Raw genomic sequence first — 15,752 nt, 5'->3', positions numbered from 1 at the left:
CCCTGTGGGAGAGTAGGACACCGCCGAACAATCATTGTGGGAAAGCCCCGCACCTTCTGGTGCGGGGCTTTTCTGCGTTCACACCACACAACCCATCACTGATCCTCTTCCAAAATGAAGCCCCAGGTAGATGGGGTGTCGGCTAACCGCAACCTTTTCCGCCCAGAGCCCTGAGTCATTGCCCACCCATCCGGGTTGCATCTGTCCACTTCCGCGCTGCGGCTGCTGCCGCGGGGGCCGGCCGCTCGGCGACGACAGATCGGCACCCGACGGCGCTTGACCTGCAGCCGCCAAGCGCTGACGACTCTGGCCCACCTTCGCCGAGCTCGCAGCCAGATTCCGCGTGGGCCTGCCCCCAGCCGTACCGCCGCGCGAAGTCAAAAACCAGGATGCGGAGGAACGGCGGATCTTCGCGTGGGCGCGGTTGACGGCCTTCTTCCCGACGGAGAGCGTGTTCCAGCGGCCGCGGAAGGGGACGCGGAAGGCGGGGCCGGAGCCCTGGTACGCCTTGCCGGCCCAGCACCGGATGCCGCCGGTGTTGAGGGCGTCGAGCAGGCCGTGGGACCGGACTGCCCTGATGTTGTGGACCGCGCCCGCCAGGGCCGGCGAAGCCCAGATGAGCTTCCCGAACGGGTCGGTGAGGACTTGGAGGTTCATGCCGTGCTTGCGGTGCTTGCCGGAGTAGAAGGGGCGGTCGGCCGCGATGTGGTCGATGGGCAGCAGGGTTCCGTCCAGGATCACGAACGCCTTGCGTGCGGCAATCGCCATGGCCTGCTGGAGGGTGGGGCGAGGACGGCCAGGACGTCCACGGCCTCGGTGACGTAGCGGTGGGCGGTGGCCAGGCCGACGCCGAACCCGGCTGCGAGTTGGGCGAAGGCGTGACCACAGCGCAGGTGGGCCGGGGTCATCAACGCCTGTCGGCCGCAAGTGAGTCGACGCCGGCGTGTGCCGATCCGTCGCCGCCGAGCGGTCAGCTCCCGCCGCAGCAGCCGCAGTGCGGAAGTGGGCAGGGCCAGTCCGGACGGGTAGACGAGCGCGTGAAGCTCCCGGCAGCGAAGGTTGATCTCGGTCGACAACCCATCTACCAGGAGCTTCGTCGTTCTGCCATGCCAACACCAGCGACCCCCAGCCACGTTGGACTGGGCTCACTGAACCTCGTCCCGTTCACGGGATGCGAAGTCTGGGGCGTCGTACCGGATGGGATCGGGTCCAGCGGAAAGTGCGTTGTCAGGGGAGGGCGGCTCGGTGAGGATCGAGGACATGGACCAAGTGATACGCGCCGTCCGCGCCGACGAGTGGGAGAAGGCCCGCGAGCTCCGGCTGGCCGCTCTGCAGGACCCGATCGCCCACCTCGCTTTTCTCGACACGTATGAGGCTGCGGTCGAGCGGACCGACGACTTCTGGAAGGAACGGACGGAGGCCGCGTCCGAGAACGGTGACGGGAGTGTGCGGCAGCTCGTTGCCGAGGCCCCGGACGGCAGCTGGACGGGCACGGTGACGCTGCTCGTGGAGCGGCCACGGGACGAGCCGCGCTTGGGGGAGGCGGCAGAGGTCGACCAGACGCACATCGTGGGGGTCTACGTGCGGCCCGAGGCGCGCGGGACGGGTGTGATCGACGCGCTGTTCCGAGCGGGAGTGGAATGGTCCTGGTCGGTGCCGGAACCCGCGGTCGCCCGGGTCCGGCTCTACGTTCACCAGGAGAACGACCGGGCCGCCGCGTTCTACCGCCGCTTCGGGTTCGTGGCGACGGGGCAGTCGATCGAAGTGCCGGGGGACGACACGGCGAAGGAGCTGGAGTACGAGCTGCTGAGGCCCGCGTCCCTCTGAGGGGTCCGTTTCGACGGAGGGGCCGAGCCGGTGCAGTGGTCGCCCGAGCGTCCTCGGGGGGAGCGGTCCCGGTCGGGGCGGTGCGTGCCGACCGGGGCTCAACGACTGAGTGAGTCCTCCGGCCAGCGGGACCTGGCCTGCTCGCGGGAGCGCATCAGGGCCAGGGTCGGCATGCCTTGGGCGTCGCCCGTGGCCAGCAGCTCGGGGAGCTGGGGGATCGGGGCCACCGCGGCCACGTCGTCCAGGACGAGGGTCAGTGGTGGGCCGAGCCGACCGTCGGATGACCGTGCGGCCATGCGGCGGCCATGCTCGACCACGTTTGCGGCGAGGGCCGTGAGGATCGGCATCGCACCGGGGTGGGTCCGAGGATCCTCGATCGCCTCGCCCACCACATAGAGGGTGCCCCCTTCGGCGAGGAAAGATGCGAGGGCCAGCGAATCCGTTCGATTCGGCACACAGGCCTCCCTGATGTGGATCGACGACAGCGAAGCGAGCGCACGGGCCGTCAGTTCCTGTGCGAGCCTGCGGCTTTCCGGATGGGCGGTGAGCGCCGACTCCAGGAGGCCCGCAAGGCCCGAGGCGGCCTTCGGATGGCTGCGGAGGATCCGTACGGGCTCGTGGGCGCCTGCCCCCTGTGCCCAGCGGTGCACCTGTCGGAAGGGTCGGCCGTCCACGGCAGCGGCGTGCAGCCAGCAGCGCAGGAGTGTTTCGGCGGTGTCGGCGGTGGCCGCGTCCAGACGGGACCTCGGGCGTACGGGGGCGAGCAGGGCGATCGAGCGCTCCTGCGCCACGACCGGGTCTTCGCACTGCTCGGACGGGGACCAGTGGAGCCGGCCGGGAGTGTCGCAGAGGTGACCGGGGTCGTGGACGAGGACCGGGCCCAGTTTGCCGCGGGCGTCCTTCGTCGAGGACCAGATCACCGGGTCGGAGGTGATGGCCAGGACCGGGCCCTCCGCGTCCAGGATCGCCTGGACCGCTGCCGGGCGGCGGATCTCCGGGGGGCCGTAGACGGTGCGGGGAGCGGTCATGGGCAGGGCGGGCGGGGGCGCCGCCGCGGGGGCCGGCGCGGGAGGCCGTTCTCCGGCCGGACGGCGCGGGGACGGGGGAGCGAGGGCGTCCTCCCGTACGACGGTCCTCCGGAGGTCGGCGTCCTGCGGTTCGATCGGTGTCTTTGGCGCCTCGGTTCCCTCCCGTACCGGCGGGCCCTTCGGTGCCGGTCCCTTGCCGTGCGGGTCTGTGGTGCCGAGTCCGGCGGTGCCCTTCTGTGCGGGGGCCGACCGGTAGGCCCCCGCCTTCCGGTTCGCGCGGACCGCGCGCCAGCGGGCCACGGTGCCGAGGACGAAGACCGCGAGGACCACGAGGACCATCGCCTCGCCGATCAGCAGGCCCCAGAAGAGGCCGTACCCCGAGAGCTGGTTCGGTGGGGTGGTGGGCCAGGCCGCCGGCAGGTCGGCCGGGGCGGTCGCGAGGGCCCGCAGGGCCGAGGGCGTGCCGGTGAAGACGACGCCGTCCGGCCAGGCTCCGTGGGCGAGGAGCCCGGCCAGTCCGGTCGCCGTCCACACCAGGAACGTGAGGCCGAGGAGGAGGGCGAACAGGCTGAGGAGCAGCCCGTCGGAGATCCCGCCGCCTCCCTTGCGTGCCGTGTCCATCGGGCTATGCCACCGTCGACTGCGAAGTGCCGTTCATCTGCTGCTCGATGAGGATCGCGCGCTGCTCGGTCTCCCATTCCAGGTCGGGGTCCCCGGTGGAGGACTCGGTCATGGCGCGGTCGGTGTAGACGAGCGGGCGTTCCTTCTCGGTGATCAGGTGTTTGACCACCTGTACGTTGCCGTTGACGTCCCAGACGGCGATGCCGGGGGTGAGGGTCGGAATGATCTCGACCGCCCAGCGGGGCAGGCCGAGGACCCGGCCCGTGTTGCGTGCCTCGTCGGCCTTCTGGGCGTAGATGGTCCGGGTGGAGGCCATCTTGAGGATCGCCGCGGCCTCCTTGGCCGCTGCGCCGTCGACGACGTCGGAGAGGTGGTGGACGACGGCGACGAAGGAGAGGCCCAGACGGCGGCCGAACTTGAGCAGGCGCTGGAACAGCTGTGCCACGAAGGGGCTGTTGATGATGTGCCAGGCTTCCTCAACGAGGAAGATGCGCTTCTTCCGGTCCGGGCGGATCCAGGTGTGCTCCAGCCAGACGCCGACGATAGCCATGAGGATCGGCATGGCGATGGAGTTGCGGTCGATGTGGGAGAGGTCGAAGACGATCAGGGGGGCGTCGAGGTCGATGCCGACGGTCGTCGGGCCGTCGAACATGCCGCGCAGGTCGCCGTCGACGAGCCGGTCGAGGACGAGGGCGACGTCCAGGCCCCAGGCCCGCACGTCGTCTATGTCGACGTTCATCGCCTCCGCCGATTCGGCCTCCGGGTGGCGGAGGCGTTCGACGATGTCGGTGAGGATCGGCTGCCGGTCGGTGGTGTGCTCGGTGACGTGGGCGTGGGCGACCTTGAGCGCGAAGCCGGAGCGCTCGTCGAGGCCGTGGCCCATCGCCACCTCGATGATGGTGCGGAGCAGCGCGAGCTGTCCCGTGGTGGTGATCGAGGGGTCGAGCGGGTTGAGGCGGATTCCGGAGTCGTTGGCGACCATCGGGTCCAGGCGGATGGGAGTTATCCCCAATTCCTGGGCGATGAGGTTCCATTCGCCGACCCCGTCCTCGCCCTGGGCGTCGAGGACCACCACCTGCCGGTCGCGGAAGCGGAGCTGACGGAGTACGTAGGTCTTCTCCAGGGCCGATTTTCCGTTGCCGGACTCGCCGAGGACCAGCCAGTGCGGGGCGGGCAGCTGCTGCCCGTACAGCTGGAAGGGGTCGTAGATGTAGCCCTTGCCGCTGTAGACCTCACGGCCGATGATGACGCCGGAGTCGCCGAGGCCGGGTGCGGCGGTCGGTAGGTAGACGGCCTGGGCCTGCCCGGTGGAGGTGCGGACGGGCAGGCGGGTCGTCTCCACCTTCCCGAAGAGGAAGGAGGTGAAGGCTTCGGTGAGGACGGACAGCGGATCTCGCATGGGTCTGTGCCCCTTCGGCCCTAGCGGCGGATGCCGGTCGCGAACGGCAGGGTGTTCACAAAGGCCCGGTGGTGCTCGCGGTCGCACCACTCCAGCTTCAAGTACGACTTGCCGGCGGAGGCCCTGATCGTGCGCTTGTCCCGGGCGAGGGCCTCGGGCGAACGCGACGACACCGTGATGTACCCGACGAGGTTCACTCCTGCCGCACCGCTGGCGAGATCTTCACCCCGCTGGTCGAGCCGGCCGTGGGCGGCGATGTCGCGGGGGTCGACCGTGCGGTTCATCTTGGCGGCGCGACTGGCGTCGGCCTCGTCGTTGGTCTTCTCGGTGAGCATGCGCTCGATCGCGACCTCGGTGGGCTCCAGGTCCATGGTGACGGCGACCGTGCGGATCACGTCCGGGGTGTGGACGAGGAGCGGGGCGAGGAAGTTCACGCCGACCGGGGTCATCGGCCATTCCTTGACCCATGCGGTGGCGTGGCACCAGGGGGCCCGGGTGGAGGACTCGCGGGTCTTCGCCTGGAGGTACGTGGGTTCCACCGCGTCGAGTTCGGCAGGCCAAGCGTTTCGTTTCGTCATGGCCTGGATGTGGTCGATGGGGTGGTCCGGGTCGTACATGGAGTGCACGAGGGAGGCGAGGCGGGACTGGCCGAGGGGCTGGCGGACGCGGATGTCGGCCTCGGCCAGTCGGGCGCAGATGTCGGTGAGTTCGCGGGCCATCACCACGGCGAGGCCGGCGTCGCGGTCGAGCCTGCGGGCGCCCGAGGCGTGGCGGGCGGCGTGGGCCATGGCATTGGCCTCGGCGGCGAGCTCGCGGGTGTAGTGCATACAGGCGACGAGGTAGGCGCGGTGCTGCTCGCTGGAGGTGGAGACCATCGACTGGAGCTGGTCGTACGACTCCTGGAGCCATGCGGGTGCCTGCGGATCGCCGCGCTGGCCGACGTCCTTGGCGTGGGCATCGGGGTCGGCGGGAAGGGTGCGGGCCAGCATCTGGATGCGGGTCACGAAGCCGTCGCCGTTGGCGACGTGCTTGAGGAGGGTGCCGAAGCGGTCGACGAGGGCCTCCTGGTCCTCGCTGTCCCGCAGGCCGACGCCGGGGCCCTCGATCTCGATGGCGGCGGTGACGGTGCGGCGGTCGGCGTGGAGGAGGACGGCGATCTCGTCCGGGCCGAAGGGGGCGGCGAGCCAGCCGACGTGGCCGATGCCCGGCGGCGGGCCGATCTCGACCTCGCGGCCGTTCAGCCGCGTGCCGGCCTCGGCGGCCGGAGAGCGGTAGCTGGTTCCGCGCTTGAGCATCCGCTTGTAGCTGCGGTTGATCTCGAACCACTTGTAGAACGTGCGCTGCTTGTACGGGAGGTACACGGCGGCGATCGCGAGCATGGGCAGGCCCGCGAGGAGCGCGATCCGTAGGGGGAGGAGGGGGACGAGGAGTCCGCTCATCATGCCGAGGAAGGCACCGACGATGATCAGGGCGATCTCGCCGCTCTCCCGGTTCTTGCCGACGATCGCGTTCGGCCGGGCCCGGCCGACGAGATACGTCCGGCGGGGCGCGACCGGCTGGGACTGGGTCGTCAACGCCCTCCACCTCCAGAGTTCTTGCGGTTGCTGTGCGGGGTGCCCGCGGTGGGGCTGCTGCTACGGGGCGGGGGCGTCGCTCCGCCGGTGCCGCCGCCGGTGCCGCCTGCCGTGCCGCGGCTGCTGTGGGCGGCCATGCCGCCGGACACGGGGTTGGCGGGGCGGGGCCCGGAACCTTGGGACGCCTGCCCGCCGTCACCGCGGGCGCTGTGCGTCTTGATGCCCTGGGAGACGAGGGAGGCGGGGGAGGAGATGACGGCGGCGGCTGCGTTCTCGCCGGCGCGGTGGAGGCGGTTGTTGCGGGAGGCGACGATCTCGTCGCCGAAGCCCGGGACGAAGCGGTAGATCATCGCCGAGGCGAAGATCGCGAGCAGGATGATCGAGAGGCCGGACACGACGGCGGACACGGAGTCGGGGCCGGTGCCGGAGGACAGCGCGCCGGCCAGGCCCAGCACGATCACGATGACCGGCTTGACCAGGATGATCGCGATCATGATGCCGGCCCAACGGCGGACGTGGCCCCACATGTTCTTGTCCACGAGCCCCGAGTAGACGACGACGCCGAGGAGCGCTCCGACGTACAGCAGGACGGCGCGGAGGAACAGTTCCAGGTAGAGCACGCCGGCGGCGAGGACGGTCACCAGCGACACGATGATCAGCATGATGGGTCCGCCACCGATGCTGTCGCCCTTCTGGAGGGCCTGCTTGAAGCTGCCGAAGAAGATGTCGGTCTGTTGACCGGTGCCGGAGGCGATGACCTCGGTCACGGCATCGGTCGCGTTGACGACGGTGTAGAGGATCAGCGGCGTGAAGGCGGAGGCGAGGACCGTCAGCCAGAGGAAGCCGATGGCCTCGGAGAGGGCCGTGGTGAGGGGGACGCCGCGGACGGCCCGCTTGGCGACCGCGAGGAGCCAGAGGAGCAGGGTGAGGAAGGTGGAGGCGGCGAAGACGATGGCGTAGCGGCCCAGGAAGTCGAGGTTGGTGAAGTCGACGTCGGCGGTCGCCTTGACGGCCTTGGACAGCTCGTCGACGACCTTGATGGCGGCGTCGGCGCAGCCGCGGGCCAGCGAGGTCAGGGGGTCGAGGGCGCTGGCGGGGTCGGCGGCGGGGGTGGTTCCGCCGGACTGACCTCTCTCGCAGTACTCGCGTGCCTGCCCCACGATGAGGTCGCAGGGGTTGTTGCTGCTGCTCGGGGACGGCGTGGGCGACGACGGGGTCGGAGTGGGGGCCGCCTGGGCATTCGTGGAGGACAGGAACGGTGCGCTCAGGAAAGCAACGGTGACGGTGGCTGCCGCGCGACCCGCCAGACGTCTACTAGCGGGCATAAGTGAACCCTCCGTATTCCTGAACTGCCCCCGCGATCTCTTCGGCCGTGGAAGCGCGGTTGTCACCATTCACCGGGGTCGGGCCCTCGTTCTGGGTGGATGACGCGATGCGCCAGTCACCCGCGACCCACTTGAGCTTCTCCGTGATGGTGAACCAGGTGGATGTGACGGGCTTGGTCGAGCCGGTGCCTGCCAGGCCGACCAGGCCGGTGCACCAGACTTCTACCGTCGCTGACGTGTCCGTGTATTCCCGGACCGTGGTGCCGACCGGGACCGTGCGCGAAACGAAGGTCAGGCCGGAGGGGGCTGCGCCGTTTGCATCGAGCCCGATGCTTGTGAGGAATTCGGCCGAGTATGAGGCATCCAGCCGTCTTACGAGGTCATCTGCGATGGCGGGGTCGTGGATGGCGCGCACGATCTCCTCGCGGGGGCCGCCCTGGAACATGTCCACCGACCCCAGCGCCACCGCGTAGTTCGTCGCCGCGCTCTGGGCGCCCTGGTCGTCGTGGGCGTAGCCCGTGGGGATCGTGCCGTTCTTGCCGGTGACCGGGCTGACGCCCGTGGCGGCGGTGGGGGCCGTCTTGCCCGGTGTGCCGGCGCGTGGTCCGGCCGTGTCCGGGGGGCCGCTGTTGCCCCGGTTGGCGAAGGCGATGGCGGCGACGAGGAGCACCACCACGCCCACGACGGTGATGAGGGAGCGGGAGCTGCGGACGGGGCGGCGGGCGCCTCCGTAGACGTCGCCGCTGTTGCCCTCGGGCAGGCGGGTCCGGGTCTGGCCCGAGCCGCCCACGCCGCCGAAGCTGTCGTGCTCGTCACCGGGACTCATGCCGGGTACGCCCCTTTGCTCGCTCGCGGGTACGGCCGTGCTTCAACATGACTGGGCATCAGGGAACGCAATCTCAGGAGGGTTGGGTCCGAGGGGGGTCAGACGGCCATCCCGTAGACGATGGTGAACAGCGTCCCCAGCGATCCGATGATGAAGACGCCGGTGAGGCCGGCGACGATCAGGCCCTTGCCCTGTTCCGCGCTGAACGTGTCCCGGAGTGCGGTTGCGCCGATGCGCTGTTTGGCCGCTCCCCAGATGGCGATGCCGAGGCAGAGCAGGATGGCCACGGCCATCACGACCTCGATCATCACCTTGGCTTCGTTGCCCAGGCTCCCGAAAGGCCCCCAGTTCGGAGCGATTCCGCCGATGATGGTGGTAATGTCGCCCTTTTCGGCCGCCAGGTACATGTAACTCACCGCCCCTGTTGGGTACTTGGTCGCCCCTGCCGGACGGCATGGGTCATCGTCCTATCTTCCCTGATGGAACCGCTTGCGTGTGACGCCTTGCCGGCTCTCTTTACCCGATCCCCGCACACTTGACCGATCTGACCCTCTTGACCTGCGGTGGCGTGGACGGTTTCTATGCGAAGAAGTGCATGGTCACTCTGTGTATCACGGAGGGTGACTCCGGGCAATGATTGTCGTTGTTGCACTCTTGGGGCCGCGTCGGAGCGGATGGGGACCGGATGCGGGTCCGGGCGTGAGTACGGTGCCGCGACGGGTGAGTGGGCGTGCGGACGCGGCGGCTCGTGCTGTTTCGTTCCACTGGGGCCGTGACGACGGATCAGCGCCTTCGGGCCCTCTACTTCGGTCCCGACGTCGGTCCCGAGCGCGACGGCAGCGCCGGTGTGCCGGGTGCCGTGGGCGCCGGGATCGTCGTGGCCACCCATCCCCTCTGGATGCTCGTCCTCGGCTTCTCCACCATGAGCACGGACAGCCGTGGTCCCGATTCCTGCGAGTTCGCCGTCACCGGTCCACTGACCGTCATGTACGTCGCGTACCACGCGTCCTGCGTCCTCACGCCCCTTGCCCTCGTCGCTTCCTTCGCGCTCCCGCGGCGCCGTCGCTGGCGGCGCCTCCGGACCCGGCTGGTGGTGCTCTCCCTGCTGCCGCAGGTGACGCTCCTCGGGTCCTTCCTCGCCCTCCTCGCCCTCGCCGACTGGGCGACCGGGGTGCGCCGGGGCGCCGACCCGGGCGGACCCGGGTGCGGAAGGGGCATCGCGGCGCGCAACGTTCCCGGGGGCATCCCCATGGGGCGCGTCGCCGCCTAGACTGGCTTTCCGGGCGTACTGCCATGAGCCGAGGGGTGGTTGACGGTGCGTAGGGCTGGCAAGGCGTGGGCGATGGCCGGCGGGGCCCTGGGGGCCTGTTTCTGCTTCGTCGTACTGCTGGTCGTCGGCACCTACTCCGCAGCGGCCGGGCTCGTCGGTGCGGGCGGTGCCCAGGGCGGCGCGGTCGCCCTCGCCAAGGGGGCCGTTCCCGCCCTCTACCAGGGGCTCGTACAGCAGTGGGGGAACCTGTGCCCCGCCATCAACCCGGCCCTGCTCGCCGCCCAGCTCTACCAGGAGAGCGGCTGGAACCCGCGGGCCGTCTCCCCGGCCGATGCCCGTGGCATCGCCCAGTTCATCCCCGGCACCTGGGCCGGGCACGGCATCGACGGCGACGGCGACGGCGACCGGGACATCTGGGACCCCAAGGACGCGATCCCCTCGGCGGCCTCGTACGACTGCGAGCTGGCCGGCTATGTGAAGGACGTGCCCGGGGACCCGGCGAACAACATGCTCGCCGCCTACAACGCGGGTGCGTACCGGGTGATCAAGCACGGTGGGGTGCCCCCCATCAGCGAGACCCAGAACTACGTGCGCATCATCCGGTCGCTGGAGAAGAGCTTCGCCCGGCCGGTGGGGCGCGTCGCGCCCTCGCAGCAGGCCGCCGGCGCCATCCACTACGCGCAGGGGAAACTGGGCACCCCGTACCTCTGGGGCGGTACGGGCACGGCGGCACAGAACGGTCGGTTCGACTGTTCGGGGCTCACCCAGGCCGCTTACGACAGCGTCGGCGTCCGACTGCCGCGCGTCGCCAACGACCAGTACAACGCCGGACCGCACCCGAGCCGGGACGAGCTCCTCCCGGGGGACCTCGTCTTCTTCTCGGACGACCTGACCAATTCCCGGGCCATCCGGCACGTCGGCATCTACGTCGGCGGTGGATACATGATCGATGCGCCGCGCACCGGAGCCGTGATCCGCTTCGACCGGATCGACACCCCGGACTACTTCGGCGCCACCCGGGTCACCAAGGAGGGGGCGGCGGCGCTCCCCACCCATCTTCCCCCGGCGTAGCGGGGGGAGACGGGCCGTCGGGCGGATCGGGGGCGGGCCCGGGTGCGGGCGCACCTAGCGGGGACACGGGGCGGGCGTATCGGGCATGGCCGGAACTCTCCGTCATGCGCCGGCCCTGAGCTGCGGTGGACCGTGACTCTTCGATAACGTCGTCATGATCGACCGGAGAGAGCGGAACGCACGCCTCAGGCGATTCGTTCCCTGATCCGACCGCTCTGACCACGGGGGTTGGAAACCAGACACGAGAGCAAGGGGCCGCAGCAGATGGCTGGACTCGCATCGGACGGGTCGAACCCCGATGTCAGCCTGCTCTATGACATCAACGGGTTGGCGAAGGCGGCTCCGCCGTGGCTCGACCGCGTCATGGAGTTCGTCGGCGAGTACGGCATCGTCCTCGCGATGGTCCTCCTGGTGCTCTGGTGCTGGTGGAGCATCCGCCGGCGGGGCACCCCCGATGACTCCGTGTCCGCCGTCGCCGGACTCGTCTGGGCTCCGCTGGCCGCCGGCATCGCCCTGCTCGTCAACATTCCCATCCGCGGCTTCGTCGAGCGCCCGCGGCCGTTCGTGGACCATCAGGGCCTGGACGTCCTCGTCGACGGGAAGACCGACTTCTCCTTCGTCAGCGACCACGCCACGCTGGCGATGGCGCTCGGCGTCGGCGTCTTCGTCGCCCACCGCAGGTTCGGCCTCGCGGCCATCGGCCTCGCCCTCGCCGAAGGCTTCGCCCGGGTCTACATGGGCGTGCACTACCCGACCGATGTGATCGGTGGGCTCGCCCTCGGTACGGCGGTGGCACTGCTCCTCGCCCCGCTCGCCCTCGCGCTGCTCACCCCGCTCGTCGCCGCTGTCGCCCGCTCGGACCGCGGTGGTCGTCTCGTCCGTTCCCGTCGGGCCGACGGGGTGGGCGGCCCGGAGGCCGTCGGGATTCCCGAATCCCGGATCGGTGGCCCGGCCGCCGGTACCGAGCAGAACGGCCTCGCTGCTTAGGGCTGCTCAGGCATCGTTCGTGCGGAGGTGTTCCGCCGCGTCCGTCCGGGCCCTGTCCCTGGATCTGCGGGCGGGTCCCGTCCAGCCGCAGCTGCAACGTGCCAGCGCGAATGCGCCGCGCTCCGTGGTGGTCGTGGTGTGAGGGCTGGCCTGCGCGTGCACCCCACCACCGTACTGCGCGTGACGGCGCGCGGGCACCGTCGTTATCAGGATCGGGCGTGCCCGGACCCGAGGGTCCCCGGGAAGGGCCGGTTCCGGTGAAGCGGCGGCGCGGCATTGGGGGTTGACAGGCGATGGTGGTGCAGCTTCACGGATCTGCGCGCGGTCGAGGTGGCGGGGCGTTCGCCGTCACCGCGGCCCTGGTCGGAACCCTCGTCGGGGCAGCGGCCGTCTCCGGATGCGGCTCGCCGGCGGAGCCGAAGCCCGCGGGCGATCCGACGCTTGCCGTGCGGAGCGCCGCCGACGTGTTGACGAAGGCCGGCACGTCCAAGGCGAGCACCTCCATGGAGATGGCCTCGGGCGGGACCCGGGTCACCATCCGGGGCGAGGGCGGCTACGACTTCCGGCTCCGTACCGGCCGGCTCCAAGTGGTGCTGCCGAAGGACCCGGCCGGTACGAGCGAGCACCGGCCGATCACCGAACTCCTCACCCCGGGCGCCCTTTACATGAAGAACCGGGGTGCCGGGGTGCCCGCCGACAAATGGGTCCGGGTCGACACCACCACCCTCGACGACGGGAACCTCGTCACCGGCGGCGCCACCGATCCGGCTGCTGCGGCCGAGCTGTTGCGGGGGGTGCAGAAGGTGGCGTACGTCGGCGAGGTCGAGCTCGCAGGGGTGAAAGTCAGCCACTACCGGGGCGTCGCCGACATCGCACATGCGGCGCGGGCCGCCTCGCCCCAGCTGCGGGGGCCGCTCACGGCAGCGGCGAAGGGGTTCGCCAAGGACACGGTGCCCTTCGACGCCTACCTCGACGGGGAGGGGCGGCTGCGGAAGGTGCGGCACCAGTTCAGCTTCAGCAACCAGGGCCAGACGGTCGCGGTCGCTTCGACCACCCTGTTGTACGGGTTCGGGGTGCCCGTCGTGGTCGAGCTGCCGGACCGGCGGGACATCTACGCGGGAAGGATCAAGGCCTGACCTGGCCCGGTGGCGGACCGGACCATCGGCAAATGGTCCGGACGTGTCATGCGCGGTATGTGTCGCCGTCCCTACGCTGGGAGACCGTTGGGAGACCGACGCCGGCAGGAAGAGGTGGATGCGCGTGGCCCCGCCCGGTACAGCAACCGTGCCCGCAGACCCGGACTGCGTCGCCCTGGCCGAGATCGAGCTCTGCGGCGAACTGATCATCGCGGCTTCGGCCGCGGAGGGGGAGCGGCTCAGCTCCGACCGGATCGACGAGGTCCTGCGGGTGGCGGCCGAGCGGGCCGTGGCCTCGGGGGGCCGCTGACCTTGGGGCCGGCGCACGGTTCGTTCCGGCGGGTCGGGCGCCACGACTGCCGGTCCGGTCCCGTGCCTCCGGTCCACGGAGTCCCGTCCGGTCGACGCTCCGCCCCGCCGACCCGGCTCGACGGGGCGGGCGGGCGGGGCCTGCCGGTCCGCCTGCCGTGCCCCGTGGACTCAGGTGCGCATCATCCGGGCGATGGCCTTCGTGGCCTCCTCGACCTTGGCGTCGATGCCCTCGCCGCTCGATGCCGCGTCCGCGACGCAGTGCCGCAGGTGCTCCTCCAGCAGCTGGAGCGCGAAGGACTGGAGCGCCTTCGTCGAAGCGGACACCTGCGTGAGTATGTCGATGCAGTAGACGTCCTCGTCGACCATCCGCTGAAGGCCGCGGATCTGGCCCTCGATCCGGCGCAGTCGCTTCAGGTGCTCGTCCTTCTGCTTGTGGTAGCCGTGCACGCCGTGCCCGTGGTCGGCCGGCTCGACGGCGTCGACGGCCTCGGGGGTGACCTGGTCCGCCTCGGTGGTCGTCATCGCGTCCTCCCGTTGTCCGATAAGGGGGTGTATACCCCTCGTGGGTATATGGTACCGATCCCCGCCGATCCGGGCGGGGGTACGTGCAGTTCACTGTGCCTGATGGGCGACACTGAGAGGACGCCGGTTAGCCGTGGCCGGATGATGCGCCTAGCATCAGCCTGACCGAACCAAGCACCCCGAGGACCTCACGTGCGATTTCGTCTGACCCCCAGGGAGACGAGCTTCTACGACATGTTTGCCGCATCCGCGGACAACATCGTCACGGGCTCCAAGCTCCTGATGGAATTGCTCGGAGCGGAGCCTTCCGCTCGGGCCGAGATCGCGGAGCGGATGCGGGCAGCGGAGCACGCCGGTGACGACGCCACCCATGCGATCTTCCACCAGCTGAACTCCTCCTTCATCACGCCGTTCGACCGCGAGGACATCTACTCCCTCGCTTCCTCCCTCGACGACATCATGGACTTCATGGAGGAGGCCGTCGACCTGGTCGTCCTCTACAACATCGAAGAGCTCCCCAAGGGTGTCGAGCAGCAGATCGAGGTCCTGGCCCGGGCGGCGGACCTCACCGCCGAGGCCATGCCGAACCTGCGGACGATGGACAACCTCACCGAGTACTGGATCGAGGTCAACCGCCTTGAGAACCAGGCGGACCAGATCCACCGCAAGCTGCTCGCCCACCTCTTCAACGGCAAGTACGACGCCATCGAGGTGCTGAAGCTCAAGCAGATCGTGGACGTGCTGGAAGAGGCGGCCGATGCCTTCGAGCACGTGGCCAACACGGTGGAGACCATTGCGGTCAAGGAGTCCTGAGGCTTCGTGGACACCTTTGCTCTGATCGTGACCATTGGTGTCGCGCTCGGCTTCACCTATACGAACGGCTTCCACGATTCCGCCAATGCGATCGCCACCTCGGTGTCGACCCGGGCGCTGACCCCCCGGGCGGCGCTCGCCATGGCGGCGGTCATGAACCTCGCGGGCGCCTTCCTCGGCGACAGCGTGGCCAAGACCGTCAGCGAGGGGCTCATCGAGACCCCGACCGGCGACAAGGGGATGGGGATCCTCTTCGCCGCACTCATCGGCGCGATCGTCTGGAACCTGGTCACCTGGTACTTCGGGCTGCCGTCCTCCTCCTCGCACGCCCTGTTCGGCGGCATGGTGGGCGCGGCGCTCGCCGGTGGCACCGAGGTGATCTGGGGAGGCGTGTTCGACAAGATCGTCATCCCGATGTTCGTCTCGCCGGTGGTGGGTCTCCTCGTCGGTTACCTGGTCATGTGCGTGATCATGTGGATCTTCCGCAAGGCGAACCCGCACAAGGCGAAGCGCGGCTTCCGGATCGCGCAGACGGTGTCGGCGGCCGGCATGGCCCTCGGCCACGGTCTGCAGGACGCCCAGAAGACGATGGGCATCGTGGTGATGGCCCTGGTCATCGCCGATGTGCAGCAGGCGGGCGACGGCATCCCGGTGTGGGTGAAGATCGTCTGTGCCGTGATGCTCTCGCTCGGCACCTATGCGGGTGGCTGGCGGATCATGCGGACGCTCGGCCGCAAGATCATCGAGCTGGATCCGCCGCAGGGCTTCGCCGCGGAGACCACGGGCGCGTCGATCATGTTCGGTTCGGCGTTCCTCTTCCACGCGCCGATCTCGACGACCCACGTCATCACCTCCGCGATCATGGGTGTGGGCGCGACCAAGCGGGTCAACGCGGTGCGCTGGGGCGTTGCGAAGAACATCGTCATGGGCTGGTTCATCACCATGCCGGCGGCGGCCCTGGTGGCCGCGGCGAGCTACTACGTGGTGCGGCTGTTCTTCGGATAGCCGCCCGGGGAAGGGGCCCGGGTGCGGAGGCCGCCC

At 69.9% G+C, this 15,752-nt stretch carries 16 protein-coding genes and 1 pseudogene; 8 read left to right on the top strand and 9 right to left on the bottom strand.

All coding sequences use genetic code 11. The features are described from left to right. Positions 1-402: 402 nt before the first annotated feature. Positions 403-1,064 (bottom strand): annotated as a pseudogene (locus ACFW2Y_RS28225) (transposase family protein); the annotation flags it as partial. A 196-nt stretch (positions 1,065-1,260) separates the two neighbouring features. Here ACFW2Y_RS28225 and ACFW2Y_RS28220 point away from each other — a divergent pair. After that, positions 1,261-1,827, top strand: a complete 567-nt coding sequence (locus ACFW2Y_RS28220; RefSeq protein ID WP_384884832.1) for a GNAT family N-acetyltransferase — start codon at positions 1,261-1,263, stop codon at positions 1,825-1,827. Positions 1,828-1,925: 98 nt separating this feature from the next. On the opposite strand, the gene ACFW2Y_RS28215 is transcribed toward ACFW2Y_RS28220, so the two are convergent. The 6 genes from ACFW2Y_RS28215 to ACFW2Y_RS28190 form a co-directional block, all read right to left on the bottom strand. Then, entirely contained in the window at positions 1,926-3,476 is a 1,551-nt protein-coding gene (locus tag ACFW2Y_RS28215; RefSeq protein WP_384884831.1) for a type VI secretion protein, read from the bottom strand. 4 nt (positions 3,477-3,480) lie between these two features. After that, entirely contained in the window at positions 3,481-4,875 is a 1,395-nt protein-coding gene (locus tag ACFW2Y_RS28210; protein WP_384884829.1) for an ATP-binding protein, read from the bottom strand. Positions 4,876-4,895: 20 nt separating this feature from the next. Then, positions 4,896-6,449, bottom strand: a complete 1,554-nt coding sequence (locus ACFW2Y_RS28205; protein WP_384884827.1) for an SCO6880 family protein — start codon at positions 6,447-6,449, stop codon at positions 4,896-4,898. Next, the gene (locus ACFW2Y_RS28200; protein WP_384884825.1) at positions 6,446-7,774 is read right to left on the bottom strand and encodes a hypothetical protein; all 1,329 of its coding nucleotides are present in this window, start codon (positions 7,772-7,774) and stop codon (positions 6,446-6,448) included. Before ACFW2Y_RS28200 ends, ACFW2Y_RS28205 begins: the two co-directional genes overlap by 4 nt. Then, a complete protein-coding gene (locus tag ACFW2Y_RS28195) occupies positions 7,764-8,600 on the bottom strand; it encodes a hypothetical protein (protein ID WP_384884823.1) in 837 nt (278 codons plus the stop codon). Before ACFW2Y_RS28195 ends, ACFW2Y_RS28200 begins: the two co-directional genes overlap by 11 nt. Before the next feature lie 98 nt (positions 8,601-8,698). After that, entirely contained in the window at positions 8,699-9,007 is a 309-nt protein-coding gene (locus tag ACFW2Y_RS28190; protein WP_024757447.1) for a hypothetical protein, read from the bottom strand. Positions 9,008-9,372: 365 nt separating this feature from the next. Between ACFW2Y_RS28190 and ACFW2Y_RS28185 the strand changes: the two genes are divergently transcribed. From ACFW2Y_RS28185 to ACFW2Y_RS28175, 3 genes are all read left to right on the top strand, one after another. After that, positions 9,373-9,870 carry a hypothetical protein gene (locus ACFW2Y_RS28185; protein ID WP_384884821.1) on the top strand — a complete coding sequence of 166 codons (498 nt, stop codon included), beginning with the start codon at positions 9,373-9,375 and terminating at the stop codon, positions 9,868-9,870. Between the two features lie 72 nt (positions 9,871-9,942). Then, positions 9,943-10,941, top strand: coding sequence for an NlpC/P60 family protein (locus tag ACFW2Y_RS28180; RefSeq protein WP_384884834.1), 999 nt, complete (start codon positions 9,943-9,945; stop codon positions 10,939-10,941). Between the two features lie 264 nt (positions 10,942-11,205). Continuing rightward, complete coding sequence (locus tag ACFW2Y_RS28175) at positions 11,206-11,928, top strand: phosphatase PAP2 family protein (RefSeq protein WP_384884819.1); 723 nt, start codon at positions 11,206-11,208, stop codon at positions 11,926-11,928. Positions 11,929-11,934: 6 nt separating this feature from the next. On the opposite strand, the gene ACFW2Y_RS28170 is transcribed toward ACFW2Y_RS28175, so the two are convergent. Beyond that, on the bottom strand, positions 11,935-12,126 hold the full coding sequence (locus ACFW2Y_RS28170) for a hypothetical protein (protein WP_384884817.1): 192 nt from the start codon (positions 12,124-12,126) through the stop codon (positions 11,935-11,937). A 95-nt stretch (positions 12,127-12,221) separates the two neighbouring features. Between ACFW2Y_RS28170 and ACFW2Y_RS28165 the strand changes: the two genes are divergently transcribed. Together ACFW2Y_RS28165 and ACFW2Y_RS28160 are read left to right on the top strand one after the other, a co-directional pair. After that, positions 12,222-13,064, top strand: coding sequence for a hypothetical protein (locus tag ACFW2Y_RS28165; protein WP_384884815.1), 843 nt, complete (start codon positions 12,222-12,224; stop codon positions 13,062-13,064). Between the two features lie 118 nt (positions 13,065-13,182). Next, on the top strand, positions 13,183-13,374 hold the full coding sequence (locus tag ACFW2Y_RS28160; RefSeq protein ID WP_384884813.1) for a hypothetical protein: 192 nt from the start codon (positions 13,183-13,185) through the stop codon (positions 13,372-13,374). A gap of 170 nt (positions 13,375-13,544) precedes the next feature. Here the strand turns inward: ACFW2Y_RS28160 and ACFW2Y_RS28155 are convergent, their stop codons facing one another. Further along, entirely contained in the window at positions 13,545-13,898 is a 354-nt protein-coding gene (locus ACFW2Y_RS28155) for a metal-sensitive transcriptional regulator (RefSeq protein ID WP_384884811.1), read from the bottom strand. Positions 13,899-14,090: 192 nt separating this feature from the next. Here ACFW2Y_RS28155 and ACFW2Y_RS28150 point away from each other — a divergent pair, with 192 nt between their 5' ends. Both ACFW2Y_RS28150 and ACFW2Y_RS28145 read left to right on the top strand, forming a co-directional pair. Next, positions 14,091-14,711, top strand: a complete 621-nt coding sequence (locus tag ACFW2Y_RS28150; protein WP_384884809.1) for a DUF47 domain-containing protein — start codon at positions 14,091-14,093, stop codon at positions 14,709-14,711. Positions 14,712-14,717: 6 nt separating this feature from the next. Then, positions 14,718-15,716: an anion permease gene (locus ACFW2Y_RS28145; RefSeq protein WP_384884807.1), complete on the top strand. Its 999-nt coding sequence runs from the start codon at positions 14,718-14,720 to the stop codon at positions 15,714-15,716. Positions 15,717-15,752: the final 36 nt, after the last annotated feature.

The sequence above is a fragment of the Streptomyces sp. NPDC058877 genome, assembly GCF_042742855.1.
Lineage (GTDB): Bacteria > Actinomycetota > Actinomycetes > Streptomycetales > Streptomycetaceae > Streptomyces.
Note: the sequence above shows the minus strand (reverse complement) of the source record. Positions and strands in the feature narration are given on the sequence as shown.

What these genes read in the sequence shown, in the direction of transcription:
- ACFW2Y_RS28220 (WP_384884832.1), top strand. Translation starts at nt 1,261, where the DNA reads ATGGACCAAGTGATACGCGCCGTCCGCGCCGACGAGTGGGAGAAGGCC.
- ACFW2Y_RS28215 (WP_384884831.1), bottom strand. Translation starts at nt 3,476, where the DNA reads ATGGACACGGCACGCAAGGGAGGCGGCGGGATCTCCGACGGGCTGCTC.
- ACFW2Y_RS28210 (WP_384884829.1), bottom strand. Translation starts at nt 4,875, where the DNA reads ATGCGAGATCCGCTGTCCGTCCTCACCGAAGCCTTCACCTCCTTCCTC.
- ACFW2Y_RS28200 (WP_384884825.1), bottom strand. Translation starts at nt 7,774, where the DNA reads ATGCCCGCTAGTAGACGTCTGGCGGGTCGCGCGGCAGCCACCGTCACC.
- ACFW2Y_RS28195 (WP_384884823.1), bottom strand. Translation starts at nt 8,600, where the DNA reads ATGAGTCCCGGTGACGAGCACGACAGCTTCGGCGGCGTGGGCGGCTCG.
- ACFW2Y_RS28190 (WP_024757447.1), bottom strand. Translation starts at nt 9,007, where the DNA reads ATGTACCTGGCGGCCGAAAAGGGCGACATTACCACCATCATCGGCGGA.
- ACFW2Y_RS28180 (WP_384884834.1), top strand. Translation starts at nt 9,943, where the DNA reads ATGGCCGGCGGGGCCCTGGGGGCCTGTTTCTGCTTCGTCGTACTGCTG.
- ACFW2Y_RS28175 (WP_384884819.1), top strand. Translation starts at nt 11,206, where the DNA reads ATGGCTGGACTCGCATCGGACGGGTCGAACCCCGATGTCAGCCTGCTC.
- ACFW2Y_RS28165 (WP_384884815.1), top strand. Translation starts at nt 12,222, where the DNA reads ATGGTGGTGCAGCTTCACGGATCTGCGCGCGGTCGAGGTGGCGGGGCG.
- ACFW2Y_RS28160 (WP_384884813.1), top strand. Translation starts at nt 13,183, where the DNA reads ATGCGCGTGGCCCCGCCCGGTACAGCAACCGTGCCCGCAGACCCGGAC.
- ACFW2Y_RS28155 (WP_384884811.1), bottom strand. Translation starts at nt 13,898, where the DNA reads ATGACGACCACCGAGGCGGACCAGGTCACCCCCGAGGCCGTCGACGCC.